This window comes from Halovenus rubra (genome assembly GCF_026586665.1).
In the GTDB taxonomy this organism is placed as follows: Archaea; Halobacteriota; Halobacteria; order Halobacteriales; family Haloarculaceae; genus Halovenus; species Halovenus rubra.
In genome coordinates this window covers 312,385-328,810 of the sequence record NZ_JAODIY010000009.1, presented here as the reverse complement: position 1 = coordinate 328,810, position 16,426 = coordinate 312,385, and the positions used below count along the sequence as shown (strand labels likewise).

Here is a 16,426-nt window from a genome sequence, read left to right as displayed (position 1 = left end):
TCGAGTTGAGGTAATACTAGGGCCAAGACGGCCCTACTACGTGAGAGACGAAAACCAGAGTCGTCTGTACTCGACCCATCAGTATCGATGTATCGAATGTCCTTCGGATTAATGCCTTCGGTTTTCTGTCCACAGAGCCTCGACGCAAACGCGGACAGTTCTTTATCGACGCTTACTGTGATAGATATTCGAGTTCGTGGTCATCGTCACGTCTGGAGTGTGCGCGAACCCACAGGCGGCCAATCCGCGATAGCTTGGTGTGATAGGATTTGCCGTGTGATTCCTGTTCGATATACCCCTTCCCACCCGGCCCGAGCCTGTCGACAGTGTATATCACCTTCGAGCGGAAGGAGTCGGTGTACTCTTCGCCCAGCTCCCGTGCGAGCTGTTGAGCCAACTCTGATACCGAATCGAACTCCTCGTGTTCACCCAGGGTAAACAGGATGACTTCCTCGAAGGGCTTGACGTTCGAAAAGGACGCAACTGGTAACTCGACGATATGACTCCCGTCAATTTCTTTGGCTCCGATTGTCGTCCCCCGCTCGTCGAACTCTGAAAGGAGGTCCTGTGCACCTTGCAGTCGCTGTTCGATTCGTTCTGCTTTTTCTGTCTCTGAGCCAACCGCTGACGACTGCAGTTCTTCGAGGAGGTCCCGCTGTGCACGCAGTTCCTCTGCGAGTTCCGTTTCGAGATATTTCTCCGGAACTGTGTAGTACGTGTGAATCCGGTCTCTGTCCGATTCGCGCTCAACCATAATAGAGTGAGCAGCGGTCGCAAAGGCAAACGAGACAGTTCGTGGCATTGCCGAAACATTAACCCACACTTCACTGTCTTCGGCGGGACCACTGTGGTCGAGTTCCTGAAGAATAAGGGCGAAGGCCTGTTCGAATGCGCTGTCGTAGTCGTAGACGTCTCCGATGACGTACTGTTCAGTCTCTGCACCGAGAAGACTCCGAAAGTCCTGTTCGAGTTTTTCGGCAAGTTGGCGGGAGTACTCGACATTTGCCTGACTTCCTACATCACCCTTGAGCAGGATGACGTGGTCAACATCCATCTGCTCGCGCACGAGCGGCGCGATAACCCGGTCATAATCAAACCCGACCGGAACGATGTGTGTTTGCATGTCTGATAACTCGTGAGGTACAAATAAATATCCCCCCGTATCGCAGTTAGTGTCGCGCACTTTTTATTGTCCAATAGCTTTATACCGGATATGACCGCGCAGGACGCGGATGACAAAAATATGGATTCAGCATCTGCTGACGAACAAAACGACGAGCGCGATGCTGAAGAACGAACAGACGAAGAAACCGAAATACCAGCCGATGCAGACTCCAATGAACGAACAGAAGAATCCGTAACTGAATTTCTGTCGGACCTTGCCACAGCGCCTGACGAGGATGTCGATGCTGTGCTTGCCGATATCGTTTCAGACAGAGCCTCTGGACAAACCTCAGACACGGACTCAAGCACGGAGAGGGGCCAGTCAGTTGACCCAGCAGACGTCCGAGTCGACGACGCTCTCCTGACGGAACTTGCAGAGATTCCGGAAGAACGGCTTGCGAAGACTTTAGCTGTGTTACGGACAGAGACGGACCGTCTCGAGACAAAACTGGCAAAAGAACAAGAGCGTGCAGACGACCTCGAATCTCGATTGGCCCGCAAGCAAGCGGACTTCCAGAACTACAAGAAACGGCAGAAAAAACGGCTTGAAGACGAAAAAGAACGGGCAACAGAAGACTTCGTAACTCGTTTACTCGATGTGCGGGACAATCTTGAACGAGCACTTGACCAGGACGAAGACGCCGATATCCGTGGCGGTGTCGAATCGACGCTGGACCAGTTCGACCAGCAACTAGAACGCGAAAACGTCGAGACGATTCATCCCGACGTTGGCAAAGAGACGGACCCGCGCCGGCATGAAGTCCTTGCAACTATCGCCGCAGACCAGCCCGAAGATACCATCGCACAGGTTCACCGCCCTGGATACGTCATGGGTGAGAAAGTGCTGCGCCCCGCGCAAGTTGCTGTCAGCGATGGGTCGCTTGTCGATGACGAATAACCCCCGCAGAATCGGTACTATCGGTGGATTTGCGGTGCAATGATAAAGTTTGGGGCTAGCCCAACCGAGTCCCCCAAATTCGGGAGATAACGGCGTGTGTGGGCAACACATATTCGCCGCATCTAGCAACTTTTAAGCGGTGGAATCAGATAGTTATGGATAACATGGCAAGCAACAAGATTCTCGGCATCGACCTCGGGACCACGAACAGCGCGTTCGCGGTCATGGAAGGTGGCGACCCGGAGATTATCGTCAACAGCGAGGGTGAACGAACGACACCCTCCGTTGTCGCGTTCTCCGATGGTGAACAGCTCGTCGGCAAACCGGCGAAAAACCAGGCCGTCCAGAACCCAGAAGACACGATTCAGTCTATCAAGCGTCACATGGGTGAAGACGATTACAGCGTCGACATCGACGGCGAGGAGTATACGCCTGAGCAGGTGTCGGCGATGACTCTTCAGAAGATTAAACGGGACGCCGAAGACTACCTCGGTGAGGACATCGAGAGAGCAGTCATCACGGTTCCAGCATACTTCTCTGACCGACAGCGTCAGGCGACTAAGGATGCTGGCGAAATTGCTGGTTTCGAGGTCGAACGCATAATTAACGAGCCGACGGCTGCAGCAATGGCGTACGGTCTCGACGATGAGTCCGACCAGACTGTGCTGGTGTACGACCTCGGTGGTGGTACCTTCGACGTCTCTATTCTCGAACTCGGTGGTGGCGTTTACGAGGTTGTCTCTACCAACGGTGACAACGACCTCGGTGGCGACGACTGGGACCAAGTAATCATCGACTGGCTGGCTGACGACTTCGAGGACGAACACGGCATCGACCTCCGTGAAGACCGACAGGCCCTCCAACGGCTCACTGAAGCCGCCGAAGAGGCCAAAGTCGAACTCTCGAACCGCAAAGAGACAACAATCAATCTGCCGTTTATCGCTGCTGACGACGAAGGGCCAAAAGACCTCGAAGCCTCACTTACACGCGCAAAATTCGAGTCTCTAGCGAGTGACCTCGCACAGCGGACAGTCGGTCCGACAGAAACAGCACTTGACGACGCTGGGCTGACCGAAAGTGATATTGACGAAGTGCTCCTCGTCGGTGGCTCTACCCGGATGCCGATGATTCAGGAGAAAGTCGACGAGATGACTGGTCAGGAGCCAAAAAAGAACGTCAATCCTGACGAAGCAGTTGGCCTTGGTGCTGCAATCCAGGGTGGCGTCCTCTCCGGCGACGTTGACGATATCGTACTGGTCGACGTGACACCGCTTTCGCTCGGTGTTGAGGTCAAAGGAGGTCTCTTCGAGCGTCTCATCGAGAAAAACACCTCCATTCCGACCGAAGAATCAAAGATTTTCACCACTGCGCAAGGGAATCAGACAATGGTCCAGATTCGCGTCTTCCAGGGTGAGCGCGAAATCGCCGAGGAAAACGAACTACTCGGCGAGTTTAGCCTGACAGGGATCCCGCCGTCGCCGGCTGGTGTCCCACAAATCGAGGTCACATTCGAAATTGACGAGAACGGTATCGTCAACGTCAGTGCCGAGGACAAGGCCTCCGGTAGCAAAGAAGATATTACCATCGAGGGTGGGGCAGGTCTCTCTGATGACCAGATTGAAGAGATGCAGGAAGAAGCCGAGAAACACGCCGAAGAAGACCAGAAGCGCCGCGAGCGTATTGAAGCACGCAACGATGCAGAAGCGACAATTCAGCGCGCCGAGACGCTTCTGGACGAAAATGAGGACGCGGTAGATGACGACATTCGCGAAACAATCGAAGCCGGTATCGAGGACCTGCAAGCGGTTGTCGACGACGAAGAAGCCACAAAAGAAGAATTAGAGGAAGCCGCCGAAGACCTTTCAGATGAGCTGCAGGAAATCGGCAAGCAGATGTATCAGGGACAGGCTGAACAGGCTGCCGACGGAGCCACAGCAGGTGGTCCGGGCGGTATGGGCGGCGCAGCAGGCCCCGGTGCAGGCGCTGCAGGTCCTGGAGCCGGTGCTGCCGGCGGACCCGGCGCTGGTCAGGCTGGTGCGGGCGAGGAATACGTCGATGCTGACTTTGAGGACGTAGACGACGAGAACGAAGACGAAGACAACGAAGAGTAACTGGACGGGTTCTTTTATTCAGACGACCGCCGCGATGTCACTGCAGCCCAAATTGCTGTTGCACCCAGCAGTGTCGCTGAGAGCATTGGAAGCGTCAGGTAGGCCTGCCGCCAAGAAAACCCAACTCTAGAAATGAGGTTTTGTGCCTGTGGGACGTAGAGAATAGCAGCCGGAACAATCAAAAACGCAAAGATAGTCATACCCACAAGCGTCCACCCTCGCCAGTCAAACTCATTGTGTCGTGGTGGTGCGTAATTAGAACCGTCGCTCCCCAGATTCGCTGCCGATTTGCCACCATCGGTTCTCGACTCCTTGGCTGGCTCGTCAGCGGATACGTCCGCATCCGCGTTAGTACTATCTGTCATATCGTTCATCTGGAATTACGACTACCTTTCCAAAACCGTTGCGTTCTTCGAGGCGGCGGTGTGCTTTGGCTGTCTCGCTCATTGGAAGTGTCGCCCTGATACGTGGCTCGAATGTCCCGTCCCAGACCAGTTCAAGCACATCGTCTACCTCGCCGGGTGTTGCCATTGTTGACCCGATAACCTCAAGCTGGTTCCAGAAGATGCGATCAATATTGGTTTCGGGTTGCCCACCAGTTGTCGCACCACAGGTGACGACGCGCCCACCACGAGCGAGACTTTTGAGTGAGTCTTGCCACGTGGCAGCGCCGACATGGTCGACAACCATATCGACACCACGTTTGCCGGTTTTCTCACTAATCTGTGCCACAAAGTCATCATCTTCATAGTTGATGACGTGGTCCGCACCGATTTCGCGGGCATACTCTAGCTTTTTGTCGGTGCTAGCAGTAGCGTACACCTCCGCACCCGCGTAGTCAGCAATCTGCACCGCCGCGTGACCGACGCCGCCGCTGGCTCCGAGGACAAGAACTGATTCGCCCGGTTTAAGCTCACCACGGGTGAGCAGCATCCGCCAGGCCGTCTGAAACACAAGGGGCGCGGCTGCCGCAGTTTCCCAGTCGACGTGGTCTGGAACTGTGACGAGATTGTCGGCAGGGACGACCGCCTGTTCTGCATGGACGCCTCGGACGTGTTCGCCCAGAAGGTGATAGTTGACACAGAGCGTCGGCTCACCGTCCCGGCAGAACTCACATTCGCCACAGCTGACCCCAGCCGAGACAGCCACCTTATCGCCCGGCTCGAACCTGGAGACTGCCTCCCCGGTCGATTCGACGATTCCTGCACCGTCACTCCCAGGGATGTGTGGCATCTTCAACTCGACACCGGGAAGTCCTCGTCGAGTCCAGATATCGAGGTGGTTCAGTGCACCCGCATGGATATCGATTCGTACCTCGTTCCGGCCCGGTTCCAGCGTCTCGTACTCGCCGTACTCGATAACGTCTCTGTCGCCGTGGTCGCTGAACTGGACGGCTTGCATGTGCGGACCCACGGCGGCGGTAATAAAAAAGAGTCCGCTACCGTGTCTCGCGTTGTTCGACCTTGTTCAGGTAGCTGAAATCCATGATGGATTCTCGTGAAAATATGGAGTATCTTGGTTTTAAGAGTGTCGATATAAGCCGTTTCAGACGCTAAAACGCAACCGCATATAAAGGCGCGGCGGTGGGGGATAGTGAGGCTTTGCTCGAAGGGCTTCCAGCGAACAGAACCTATTGACAAAACACAGAATTCTGTAGCATCGACCCCACGGGGTGGCATGTGAGCTGAGACGATCCCGACGTGTCTATAGTCGGTATCGAGGCGAGAGTTCTGCTAAAACCCTCTGTCGTAGTTGATCGTCCACTGAGTTATAGTAGTAGTTAGAAATAATTACTCACTTTTGGAGTGGAAAGTTGATCGAGAGCTGTATCAATCGCTGTCGTCAGCTCGTCAAGTGAGTCAAAGAAGCGGTTGCTAAGAGATGCTTGAAGCTGTTTCCAGCATTCTTCGACAGGATTCAGGTCTGGTGAGTACGACGGCAACGTCACAAAGGCGAGGTCGTTACGGGCCGCTAGGTCCGTGACGGCCGACGCCTGAAAATACGGCGCTCCATCGAGAACGATGATCAAGTCATCTTCGAATTCTTGGCATAACGCGAGAATCAAATGTTTTGCGTGGTCGGCCGTGACGTACTCGGTGAACCGGGAGAAGAAGCGATCACCGTCTTCGGTGATCGCGCCGAGCAGACACGTCCAATCGCGTTGCCCGGAGAGTTCGACTGAGAGCCTGGGTGAAGAACCGCTACAGTGGTCAATACAGGTTATTTGTACAGCTCAATTCAGTCTGCCTATTTATCAACAACAATCTCAAGAACAAATCCCCACCAATCAGTCACACCTTGATCATTTGTATGGGGCGAATCCTGTTCGTTTATACTGATTTTAAAGCGATACTCCCCGCTGGAGAGACAGCTCTCGTCACTGGCATAGATGCCTGACGTCCCCTGGTGTACCTCGCCTGGCTCAAATGTGATTGATGGATATGCTCCATCTGTTCCAATCGGGCCAGTCATATGCCAACAGCCATCAAACTCTACATTCCAATTTCCTGGCTCTCCAAGGAGGCGTACATTTCCTTCCTCGCTAGTTTGGGCTGTAAAGATCATTTGGTATTTGCCACTGAGCGTGACAGTGTCGTCGGTTTCATTCGTCCACGCGACTCTGATGCTTGCAGGTGACTGTTTATCACCGACCGCATCGGTGATAGAGACCTCTGGGGACACAGATAAGGTGGGCTGCGGGTCGGGACTGACTTCTGTGATTCGCACCGAGCCCCGTTTCTCGTCGTCACCGAAATAGCCGAGACAATCACTCACGGATGTAGAGAGCGCAACCGACCCGCTCGCCAAAATCTCTCGCCGCTGCATGGGTTTTTCTCCTCTAGTCTTAGCCATCCAATAAATAGTTTTCCGGAGACACAGCGTTTTCTATGTGACTCGCCCAAGAACGTTGCTCAACTCACAGTGCAATGGAGTGGGGGTTGTCGGAGTCCTGGCGTGGACGCGAGTTTGGTCGACTGCTGGATTGGTCAGTTGTATGCTGTAATCAATTCAGCTCTGTGAGTGGTTCAGGGAGCGAGAGGAGATACAAAGTAGTGAGTTGGATTAGTTTCTCGTGGCGGTCCGGCCACTGAGGAGCGAGTGCTCTCGCTCGTTCCGTCGACCCCCTGGGGCAACCAGGAAGATTGCAGGGACGGAACAGAACTAGGAGTTACGGTGCTCGAAGACATCTTCGAGTTGTTCCATGGGCTCGATGAACGTCTCTTCCCACGCTTCGTGGCTTTCGTTGCCAGTTGGTCGGTCGCACAGATGAGGATTGCACCGTCGTCGAGTTCTTCAATCCGCTCGGCTGGGAGATCCAGTAGCCACTCGCGGCCGTACTCCGCAACCATGTTGGACGGGAAAATCATCAACCACGTCGGATTATCGATCCGCCCGTTCGCCAGTCGCTCCTCGTCAATTGGGTACGGGGTTTCGATTCCCAGCGCTTCGTACTGGTAGCTGACCACCCCGAGCACATACTGTGGTTTGATCGCCTCGTACACCAGCGCTACGAGATCACGTGTCTCGTCGAGCAACTTCTTCAGTTGGACAAGGTCACGGAGGACGCTGTCGGGATAGCCGTCCGAGTGTCGGTAGATTTGTGCGATGCGGTCGGTTTCAGACTGTTCGTCTGCGGGCTCGCTCCGTTGGATGAATCGGAGTTGACTTCGTGTCGGCATCGATCACCGCCGGCGCAGAAACAACTTCTCCTGAATCGAGTGAGGTCTCTGGGATCACGACGAATGGCTGTCACTGGACAACTTAAATCCAATTAAAAATGGATACCGAAATTCGCAAGAAGGCAGTCGGATAGGGTCCTTGCTCGGAAACTAATGCTTTCCCAGCCCTAAACCCCTAATCCAACTAGGATGGCTGATTCGTTCCTATACTTCGATCATCAGCAATCCGGTATTACGGAATTTCATCGACGATGTCACGTAGGTCATCGGGGCTGGACCAGGCGAAGCACTGATCGTGGAGTTCGAAGAGGCGGAATTCGTTGAGATGGACCCAACTGTATGAGACGGGTGCGTGTTCGCTGTCTTCTCGATCCTCCAGTCGGTCGATGACTTCTGCTTTCGTGAGTCGGATGTCGTTCTTGTGGGCAGCTGTGAGGAGCAAGTCGAGTTCGTCTTCGGTAGTAGCGTCGTCGAGGTCGTCGTTGAAGTAGATCGTCGCGGCAGCAGCGATGACATCCGTTTCCGTGTCGAGGTTTTGTTCGGTCATCCACGCGTAGTCCCGCGGGAGCACGTACGATTTGTCGAAATATGGTGTCGTGCTGATTTTCCCGAGTTCGGTGACTTCGCCGCCAGCGTCTTGTTCATACACGGCGACGATAGTGTCGACATGCGCGGCGAGGAGGGTAAATCGAATACGGAAGACGGGGAGGCGGTCGATATTCAATTCTGAGAGATCGGCCAGCAGGAACGGGTACGTACCGAGTCGCTTGTCCAGTTCGTTCTGGACAATGCGGAGCCGTCGAAGGTATGGGCCTCGGTAGCTGCCGAGGATAAAATACGAGTCTTCGGGAGTGTGGAGGTGCGGAAGTTCTCGATTGGCGAACCCCAGTATTTCGGATGCTTCGTGTGGTTCTAATTCGAGATCCTGGAGAGCATCGTTCACACTCTCCATGATCTCTGTTGCATTCGGAGGCGGACCAGGGTCAGCCATATTGTGTGCTCTTTAGCGAACAAATAAATAGATTGTTAACTAGTATGCCTATTACGGAATTTAACCACATTGGTTGACCCAAAGTATTATTCGTGTCGCCGAGGAACTCTCAGGTAAGATCATGAGTGACGCGCCTGCCGCAAAGAATGACGGCCCGTTCGAAGAACAGCGGCAGATCTACGGTCTTCTCTCTCAGGAGACGCGGCATTTGATTTTGCAGTTCATCCTCGGGCACCCAGAGCATCTCCCGTCACTCGATGAGTTAGCGCACATGATGCCGAAGAACAAGGCCGCAATCCGAGACCAATTGGAGGTTCTCAGTGATAACGACATCATCGTCTGCTACCGGTACCCGCCAAATGAGGACGCACGCGATCTCCCGTCGCAGTTCTACGGCTTGACTGAACGCGGTGTGGAGATTCTTTACGAGTATAATTATCTCCGTGGACTCCCCGTAGCGCGTGCACTGTACGAGAACACGCGTCTTTCGGAGAAAGCCCAACGGCATCGTGACGCACCGCGTCCCCAACTCCCGGCTCAAGTTATAGACGCGCTCACGATTGGCGAGGATAACGATACTAATTTCGACCGCTTGGAGAGGTACATTCGAGAACAAAAGGGGAACACGCGCAGTGTCGACGATCAGGTGACCGTTGCGAAGGCGTTCTACAATGCCGGTATCGATCCTGAGGAAGAGGGAATCAAGCAGGCGGAGCTGCTCGACTCGTTCGATGTCGATATCGAATACCAACGGAGAACAGTGCTGAACCACCTTGTTGATGCTGGAGTGCTTGCCCGAACAGCACCGTCCGGGCCGGACGTCTTTGCGATCAGCGAACGGCTTGACGAGATCGTAAATGGGCAGGTGACCGAGGAAGCGAAAGCGAATCTGGATGCCTTGATCGCGCATATCGACGATGAACTACAAGTCACGGCGCTCGCTGAGGACGCCGCGGAGCGGGACGGACCACCGGCCCGAACGTCAGAGCCGTCCGTCGCCGTCGCCGATGGTGCTGGTCGAACAATTCGTAGTATTTTAGCTGCGGAATTTGGCATCAAGCCAGAACAGGTAGTGGATTTTCTGCAGTCCGGTGATCCAGTGGATCGACTGAATACGGCTGTCGAAGCGATTGAGTCCTCGGAAGAAGTCACGAAGTCAGAGAATTACGGACAGATTGTATTCGTCCGGCCGGCATATCGATACCGGCTGACTGATCAAGCAATGAAACTCGTGTAACAGTTGTTGGTAATACGATTTCTTTATTCAGCAGCACCGCTGTAATTATCTCGCCCGATTCGGCCTGATTTTGATGTTGCATTGGTAGCCTGTTAGTCGTTACTTATCTGCTTCTTGATAATATTCACCAAGGGGCTTCAGTCGCAGTTCACCGAAGCCGTATCGGGAGTGAGTGCCGACCCGCGTGAGGCCGTTCTTCGCGGTCTCCACCGGACGGTCGTCGAGGTACTTCACGACCTGCCCGTGGTCGGCCGCCTCCAGTCTGAATACCTCGCGCTGTTCGAGGATCTTCTCCTCACGAAGCCGGAGATCGTCGCGGTTCTCAGCCCACCACCACGGTACAGGCCGGTCGTCCGCGTTGGGATACTCCGACTCCACCACGAACGGCGTCACGAGTTCGATGAGGTGCGTCTCCGCGCCTTCGAGCCGCGAGTAGTCCAGTTCATCGAGGTCCACCATCTGCGTGTCCTTCAACTGGACCTCGCCATAGCCGTAGTTGCGCTTGCCGCCGAACTGGAGGCCTTCCAGCACATCCTCACCGAGCGGTAGTACCGTCGGGTCATCGGCGTGCAGGTAGGCGTGAACGTACCATTTCGTGGTCTGCTGTTGCTTTCGCTGGTCCTCCCGGCGGCCCATGATGGTCTCGTGAGCGAGTGCCGGGTGGCCGCCGTGGACGCGGAGATCGTGCGTGTTCAGCGCGTCTCGAGCGCGGGTGTCCAGCAGCCACGGGTGTATCGCTTCCCGCTGTAGGAAGAGGTCGTCGTAGCTCTCTACGTCTGGTAGGCCACTCCCGAGGTAGGGGCGGATACCCGACTGCGTATGTTCCTCCGGGAAGGTCCCGAACTGACCGGGCACGAAGACACCGTGACTGGCCGATACCACCGAGTGCGTCTCGGGATCGAGGTGCTGACCGAGAGCGTGCAGGATGGCGTTCCCCTCCGATGAGTGGCGCGAGCGCTCTCGCGGACGAACCCAGCACGGTCCTTGACTAGGCCGTCGACGTCAGTCTCCCAGATGCGCTGCTTGCACTCCGCGATGGGGTCAGCGTCCCCAGACAGGAGACCGAGTTCCAGTACGGCGTATTTCGTGGGGAACGGGTCGGCACCGAGCAGTTTCTCGCGGTAGAAGACGACCGGCACTTCGAAACGGTGGAATGCGACGGTGTAGTGGTCCAGTCGCTCGCTGGCGAACCGCTAGGGGAAAGTCCCCTCGTCAACAGCGACGCCGAACATCTCTTCGCCATATCTATAACAAGCTGAGAGCATCGTTCACGAACTGTACGGTGTTATCAGTTCGTCAGAGCTGACTCAGAAAGCCATAAAAACTAGTCTATGATACGCTCCCAAGGAGCCGTCACCAGGTGACCTCGTACACACAGTCGGTGCCGCCCTCGTTCCGGCAGCTGTCGCCGACCTCGTCAACCCTGGCCACACCCCTGTCCACGAATTGCTCAGCGGTCGCTTTGAGAAGTCCCCGATCGAACACACACGGATATGGATTGTTGCAGGTTATCTGGACGGTCGTCTCGTCGATCGCTTCGGCGTCGTAAGAACCGATTTCGCCACCACGATGGTTCATCTGGTAGGCTTCGTTGACTGATTCCAGACCGCCCACGACCGAATCGATGCCCGGTGGCCAGTCGGCGTCTTCCGGAATTTTCTTCCCGATCCGGTTCACGGTATTCTCACCCACGGAGTCTGCAACCTCCGCGAAGGCATCAAGATAGGACTGCTGTAAGTACCACTCCTCAGGCTGTGGGTCTTCGATACCGTTTTCGGCTAGCATCTGCCGGGCCGTCCGCTCCATTGGAGTGCCGTTGATGAACGCGAGGACTGTCTCCCCTTTCACCTCGACGCCGTCCTCGAATGTCTTGAACTGTGCCATCATGTGAGTCAATAATACAGCCACATATATACTTTGTTCAGGTCGTCATACAACTGTTCTTAATGTGGTTGTTTTCACGGATTGTTGGGATGACCCCCTGGCCAGTGCGCCTGCGGACTGACAGCTGGTGATTCTGCCAGAATCGGGTGATATACAGTGTCGCGTACGAGCTACAGCGCGCTTAGTCAGCCTCCACACTGTACGTGACTCAACTCCGTCGCAATGCTCAGACTTGACCGTTCACTCCGGAATTCTGATGACGATTGTGGTGCCGTCAGTCTCTGTTTCGAAGTCGACAGATGCCTCTGCGTTGTCGGTGACCCAGTTGATTGCCCACAGCCCCATGCCACTGCCGTGTTCAAGTGGCAACTCCTCTCTTCGATGACGAATCCGTCGAGATGGATGCTGTCGCAGTCGTCGCCAACGCATCCGGTATCGAACTTGTTCGGTCGGACTCCGACTACGCCGAGGAAATCGCCGAACTATCCGAGGGAGCTGTCCAGTTCGTCGCCTGCAAGAAATCAATGCAGGCCGTTGGACTGACGCGAGACGACATCCTCGACGTCGTCGAGACGGCCCCACGTCCGTCGGAGAACTTACCTGCAAATGGGGTGGATATGCACCGCCACAGTCAGTCTCCTCTTCAGCAGCAAATCGAAAGATAGCTTGATTGACACGCTTGTTATCGCCAGCACGTCTGCACTGGGAGACTCAAACGACCCTTTCAGTGTACCGTAGCGGTATAGTAATACTGTCCCAAACGCCACACAATGACCTCACTGCTGCCACTCAAGCCCTCGGTCGAAGGTCCTGCGGAGGCCGACCTCGAACCGAAACTCGTTGGGTTAGAGGACGCCGACTCCGACCGGATTCTCTCCGCTATCTCGTCGACGACCGCACGTCGTATCCTTGGAATACTCTACGACGAACCGCAGACAGCCTCCGACATCGCGGCCGAGCTCGATTCGTCAGTACAAAACGTCAGTTATCATCTCGATCGGCTCGTGGACGTGGAACTGGTCGAAGTCGTCGAGACGTGGTACTCCAAACAGGGGCGCGAGATGGACGTGTACGCCCCGACGAACAGTACACTCGTCTTGTACGCCGGGGCCGAGCGGGCGACACCATCATTGACGACTGCATTGCGTCGAGTGTTCGGAGCAGTCGGAGTCATCGGGCTCATGAGTGTACTCGTTCACTCACGATGGACCGCTACCCAGCCACCTGCTCGAGCGGCTCGTACCCCCATGAACCAACCGGAGCCGACCCTCTGGGAGTCACTCGTCTCATTCGGAACCGGTCCGGGTGGACTCATCCTCGGGCTCGGACTGCTTTCGGTTCTCTGTCTGTTCGTGGCCTGGTACTGGCGAGCGTACCGACCGACGCGAGAATTCCAACGAACAGTGTAACCACAGCAAACTCAAAGGCGCCTTTGAACCTAGCATAGGGCAATACATCCCCCACTATAACGAAGTTGTATGGAACGACGAGAATTCCTGACGACAGCTAGTATCGGCATAACGACCGCAGTAACGGGTTGTCTCTCCCAGGCAAGTTCGACCGGTTCCTCAGAGCCGGACATGGAAGATTCTACGCCGACGCGTGACCAACCGACAACGGAAACCAACACGACGCCGGAGAGTACCAGACTCAAGAGTGGTGAAACCGCGAAACGGACCCTTGGATCGGGGTCACTTGACGAGAGTGGCCTTCGTAAACCACACCACGTCGCTCTCAGTAACCAGTCGGAGCAGACACAGACGGTTACGCTCACCATTCAGCGGGCGGAAAGCACCGTACTCGACGAGCGATTCGAACTCACAGTAGACGCGACCGTCGACGTGTCGCTGACGGATCTCGATACCTACGACGCCGAGGTGACCGTTGCCGCTACAGAAACGACTGAAACGGTCACAATCGATCCCGCACAGTTCACCTGTAACGTGGTCCGCACGACGATGAGCGTACAGGCTGACGGTTCGGTCGATTCGGCGGCAGTCTCGACCAAGATGGCCTGCCCGGGTGTCGTCACGGCCACGGTTGACGCCGATGAGTCAGTCTCGCACACGCTCGGCGACGAACCGGTTCCACAGGATACGGGGGCCGAAGTGCATAACGTGCTCGTTCACAATCCGTCGAACCAGTCGTGGACGGCCCGAGTTCTCCTCGACCAAGCCACCACACCGCGATTCGATGGCCTCTACACGATAGCACCTAACGGAACCGTCCTCCTCACACTCACTGAGAGCGACACGTACGACATGGAAGTTGAGGTCCTCGAAACTGACTCGGTCGAGACCGCACAGATTGCTTCCGAAGACTTCGACTGTAACGAGTCCTCAACCCGCGCCGAAATCGACGATGAGGGCGCGCTGACGATGTCGACGGTCTCGACGAGGATGGCGTGCGGGACGGATGTCGAGAACGGGACGTCGGACGATTCGGAATAGGGCTCGCTTCGAGACTGAAACCTCATCCTCGTTGTGACGAGAGCAACCGAACTCGTCAGCGGATGGTATATATTTCAGATGTAAAGTTGACGGTTCTCAAGCATTCGAGAGTCGGGTGGCCGCAGTGTGCCGGTTGTGTCGGACCATGTCGGTTTCTGCTCACGGGCGCGAAGCGCCCGTTCAGGTCAGCGGGACCTTCGTTCCCGCACGACTCAAGCGCCTCCTGCAGAGTGATTTCGAACATCTCGGGACGGCCGATGATTCGCCGGGTGCCAGCGGTCAGCAGGATGGTGTTGATCTCTCTGTCCAGTTCGAACCCGTCGGTGTCGCCTGCAAATTCTGTCAACCGCATCAGTTGTTCCTGTCTGTCTGCCCGCTCGTCCTCGCGACGGGCCCGAACGGCGTTGCGGATCCGGTTGGCCAAGAGTTCGTACTGTTCGGTACCGCTCCCCTTCTGGAGATAATCGGTCACACCAGCAGCAATGGCGTCACTTGCGACTGTTTCGCTGCCCTCACCGGTGAAAAGAATAAACGGGAGGTCAGGATACCTCTCCCGGACGGCCTGCAAGAATTCGAGGCCATCTATACCGGGCATATTGTAGTCCGAAACGATGCAATCGGGGGGAGAGTCGTCGATCCGTTCCAGTGCTTTGTTGGCACTGATTGCTGTCTCGACAGTGAGTTGTTCGTTCTCGCGTTCGAGAAATGTCAGTAGCTAGTGATGGATCCACTCTGTATGTTTCATCGGCCTTCTAAGAGGAGGTATCGCTGTGCACATTCGACACCTGCGTATTCCTTCCGAAGAGTAGCCCCGATAAGCCGCTACTGTCACGCGGTTTGTCTCCTAAGTGAACACGAATAAACCCAGTACATTCTAGGGCTTACCGATAGACTCACGCTGAGGCTGCCCGCGCAAGAGGTTGTATCTCGACTACGTAGCGGTTAGTAAAGAGTGACCGTCTGGAGGAAGGTATGGTGACGTGAACTGCTCGGGGCTACTGTCCGAGGCGGTTCAGCCTAACTCGAGGCAGAGGCCCTACCCTCAACGAGCGAGCGGGGCCATTGCCTCCGGGCGAAGTAGGGTAGGGTAGTTTACTGCACCAGCAATCCACCGTCGATGATGATTGGTTGTCCCATTACGTACGAGGCGTCTTCTGAACAGAGCCAGACGACGGTGTCGGCAATTTCTTCTGGCTCACCGAGCCGTCCCGCAGGGATCCCTGCAGTGATACGCTCTAACTCCTCAGTGTTGTCTTCCCCCGCCTGCTGGACCATTGGCGTGTCGATAACACCCGGACAGACTGCGTTGAAGCGGATTCCATCGTCAGCATAGTCGACCGTCGCCCGTCGAGTCAGCCCGATTACACCGTGTTTACTGGCAGCGTAGTGTGCGCTCCCGTTCGCGCTCACACCGGCGACTGAGGAGGTATTGACGATTGCTCCCCCTCCCCGTTCGATCATCTCCGGTATTTCAGCTTTCAGACACCGCCAGACTCCCTTCAAATTTACGTCGATCATCTGATCCCACTCCGCCTCGTCGTACTCCGCGAGGCGGGCGCCCTCTTCGGCGATGCCGGCGTTGTTGTGTGCGAAGTCTAGCCCACCATACTCGTCAACTGCTGTCTGTACCATCGCGGCGACTTCCTCTGAGTCAGTGACATCTGTCTTGACAAACGTCGCTTCGCCGCCGTTACTCTCGATCAAATCGACTGTCCTGTGGCCGCCTTCTTTATCCACATCAGCAACAACGACGTTCGCTCCCGCCTCGGCAAACCGCAGCGACGACTGTCGGCCGATTCCAGATCCACCACCAGTGACGACCGCAACTCCGTCTTGTATTCCGTTCATGATATCAACCGCCACGCCGTTAGACGTGACATGTTAGTCACTCACATTCCACCCGCATATGTTTATCCCTGCGGTAGCTGGCTTGTACCGCGCCGTTCACGGCGCGGAGGATGTCACTGCGTTGTGTGCCGTCCGTATACCACACTATTATAGATTGGCACGC

At 55.6% G+C, this 16,426-nt stretch carries 16 protein-coding genes and 2 pseudogenes; 6 read left to right on the top strand and 12 right to left on the bottom strand.

Annotation, left to right across the window (positions count from 1 at the left end; genetic code table 11):
* Nucleotides 1-172: 172 nt before the first annotated feature.
* Nucleotides 173-1,123 carry an HFX_2341 family transcriptional regulator gene (locus tag N5098_RS08510; RefSeq protein WP_267637349.1) on the bottom strand — a complete coding sequence of 317 codons (951 nt, stop codon included), beginning with the start codon at nt 1,121-1,123 and terminating at the stop codon, nt 173-175.
* Nucleotides 1,124-1,315: 192 nt separating this feature from the next.
* Here N5098_RS08510 and N5098_RS08505 point away from each other — a divergent pair, with 192 nt between their 5' ends.
* Entirely contained in the window at nt 1,316-2,062 is a 747-nt protein-coding gene (locus N5098_RS08505; protein ID WP_417448664.1) for a nucleotide exchange factor GrpE, read from the top strand.
* A gap of 164 nt (nt 2,063-2,226) precedes the next feature.
* Nucleotides 2,227-4,173, top strand: a complete 1,947-nt coding sequence (dnaK, locus tag N5098_RS08500; protein WP_267637346.1) for a molecular chaperone DnaK — start codon at nt 2,227-2,229, stop codon at nt 4,171-4,173.
* Nucleotides 4,174-4,187: 14 nt separating this feature from the next.
* Here dnaK and N5098_RS08495 read toward each other — a convergent pair whose 3' ends face one another.
* The 6 genes and pseudogenes from N5098_RS08495 to N5098_RS08470 all read right to left on the bottom strand — a co-directional run bounded on the left by N5098_RS08495 (nt 4,188) and on the right by N5098_RS08470 (nt 8,844).
* A complete protein-coding gene (locus N5098_RS08495) occupies nt 4,188-4,538 on the bottom strand; it encodes a DUF7977 family protein (protein WP_267637345.1) in 351 nt (116 codons plus the stop codon).
* Complete coding sequence (locus N5098_RS08490) at nt 4,528-5,574, bottom strand: zinc-binding dehydrogenase (RefSeq protein ID WP_267637344.1); 1,047 nt, start codon at nt 5,572-5,574, stop codon at nt 4,528-4,530. The genes N5098_RS08495 and N5098_RS08490 overlap by 11 nt, the downstream gene beginning before the upstream one ends.
* A 379-nt stretch (nt 5,575-5,953) precedes the next feature.
* Nucleotides 5,954-6,361: pseudogene (locus N5098_RS08485) on the bottom strand (IS630 family transposase); the annotation flags it as partial.
* Nucleotides 6,362-6,420: 59 nt separating this feature from the next.
* Nucleotides 6,421-6,999 (bottom strand): hypothetical protein, encoded by a 579-nt coding sequence (locus N5098_RS08480; RefSeq protein ID WP_267637343.1) that lies wholly within the window; start codon nt 6,997-6,999, stop codon nt 6,421-6,423.
* Nucleotides 7,000-7,199: 200 nt separating this feature from the next.
* Nucleotides 7,200-7,853, bottom strand: coding sequence for a hypothetical protein (locus N5098_RS08475; protein WP_267637341.1), 654 nt, complete (start codon nt 7,851-7,853; stop codon nt 7,200-7,202).
* A gap of 232 nt (nt 7,854-8,085) precedes the next feature.
* Nucleotides 8,086-8,844: a DUF8170 family protein gene (locus N5098_RS08470; protein ID WP_267637340.1), complete on the bottom strand. Its 759-nt coding sequence runs from the start codon at nt 8,842-8,844 to the stop codon at nt 8,086-8,088.
* A gap of 121 nt (nt 8,845-8,965) precedes the next feature.
* On the opposite strand from N5098_RS08470, the gene N5098_RS08465 reads away from it, so the two are divergent.
* The gene (locus tag N5098_RS08465) at nt 8,966-10,081 is read left to right on the top strand and encodes a hypothetical protein (RefSeq protein WP_267637339.1); all 1,116 of its coding nucleotides are present in this window, start codon (nt 8,966-8,968) and stop codon (nt 10,079-10,081) included.
* Between the two features lie 99 nt (nt 10,082-10,180).
* Here the strand turns inward: N5098_RS08465 and N5098_RS08460 are convergent, their stop codons facing one another.
* The 3 genes from N5098_RS08460 to N5098_RS08450 form a co-directional block, all read right to left on the bottom strand.
* Nucleotides 10,181-11,008 (bottom strand): hypothetical protein, encoded by an 828-nt coding sequence (locus N5098_RS08460; protein WP_368408008.1) that lies wholly within the window; start codon nt 11,006-11,008, stop codon nt 10,181-10,183.
* Between the two features lie 426 nt (nt 11,009-11,434).
* Entirely contained in the window at nt 11,435-11,965 is a 531-nt protein-coding gene (locus N5098_RS08455; protein ID WP_267637337.1) for a hypothetical protein, read from the bottom strand.
* Between the two features lie 240 nt (nt 11,966-12,205).
* Nucleotides 12,206-12,334 carry a hypothetical protein gene (locus N5098_RS08450; RefSeq protein ID WP_267637336.1) on the bottom strand — a complete coding sequence of 43 codons (129 nt, stop codon included), beginning with the start codon at nt 12,332-12,334 and terminating at the stop codon, nt 12,206-12,208.
* Between N5098_RS08450 and N5098_RS08445 the strand changes: the two genes are divergently transcribed.
* The 3 genes from N5098_RS08445 (at nt 12,328) to N5098_RS08435 (ending at nt 14,415) form a co-directional block, all read left to right on the top strand.
* Nucleotides 12,328-12,630, top strand: coding sequence for a DsrE family protein (locus tag N5098_RS08445; protein ID WP_267637335.1), 303 nt, complete (start codon nt 12,328-12,330; stop codon nt 12,628-12,630). The two genes, N5098_RS08450 and N5098_RS08445, sit on opposite strands and share 7 nt — an antisense overlap.
* Before the next feature lie 105 nt (nt 12,631-12,735).
* On the top strand, nt 12,736-13,374 hold the full coding sequence (locus N5098_RS08440) for an ArsR/SmtB family transcription factor (RefSeq protein WP_267637334.1): 639 nt from the start codon (nt 12,736-12,738) through the stop codon (nt 13,372-13,374).
* A 69-nt stretch (nt 13,375-13,443) separates the two neighbouring features.
* Nucleotides 13,444-14,415 carry a hypothetical protein gene (locus tag N5098_RS08435; protein WP_267637333.1) on the top strand — a complete coding sequence of 324 codons (972 nt, stop codon included), beginning with the start codon at nt 13,444-13,446 and terminating at the stop codon, nt 14,413-14,415.
* A gap of 343 nt (nt 14,416-14,758) precedes the next feature.
* Here the strand turns inward: N5098_RS08435 and N5098_RS08430 are convergent.
* Nucleotides 14,759-15,127 (bottom strand): annotated as a pseudogene (locus N5098_RS08430) (response regulator); the annotation flags it as partial.
* A gap of 380 nt (nt 15,128-15,507) precedes the next feature.
* Nucleotides 15,508-16,263, bottom strand: coding sequence for a glucose 1-dehydrogenase (locus N5098_RS08425; RefSeq protein ID WP_267637332.1), 756 nt, complete (start codon nt 16,261-16,263; stop codon nt 15,508-15,510).
* Between the last annotated feature and the right edge of the window lie 163 nt (nt 16,264-16,426).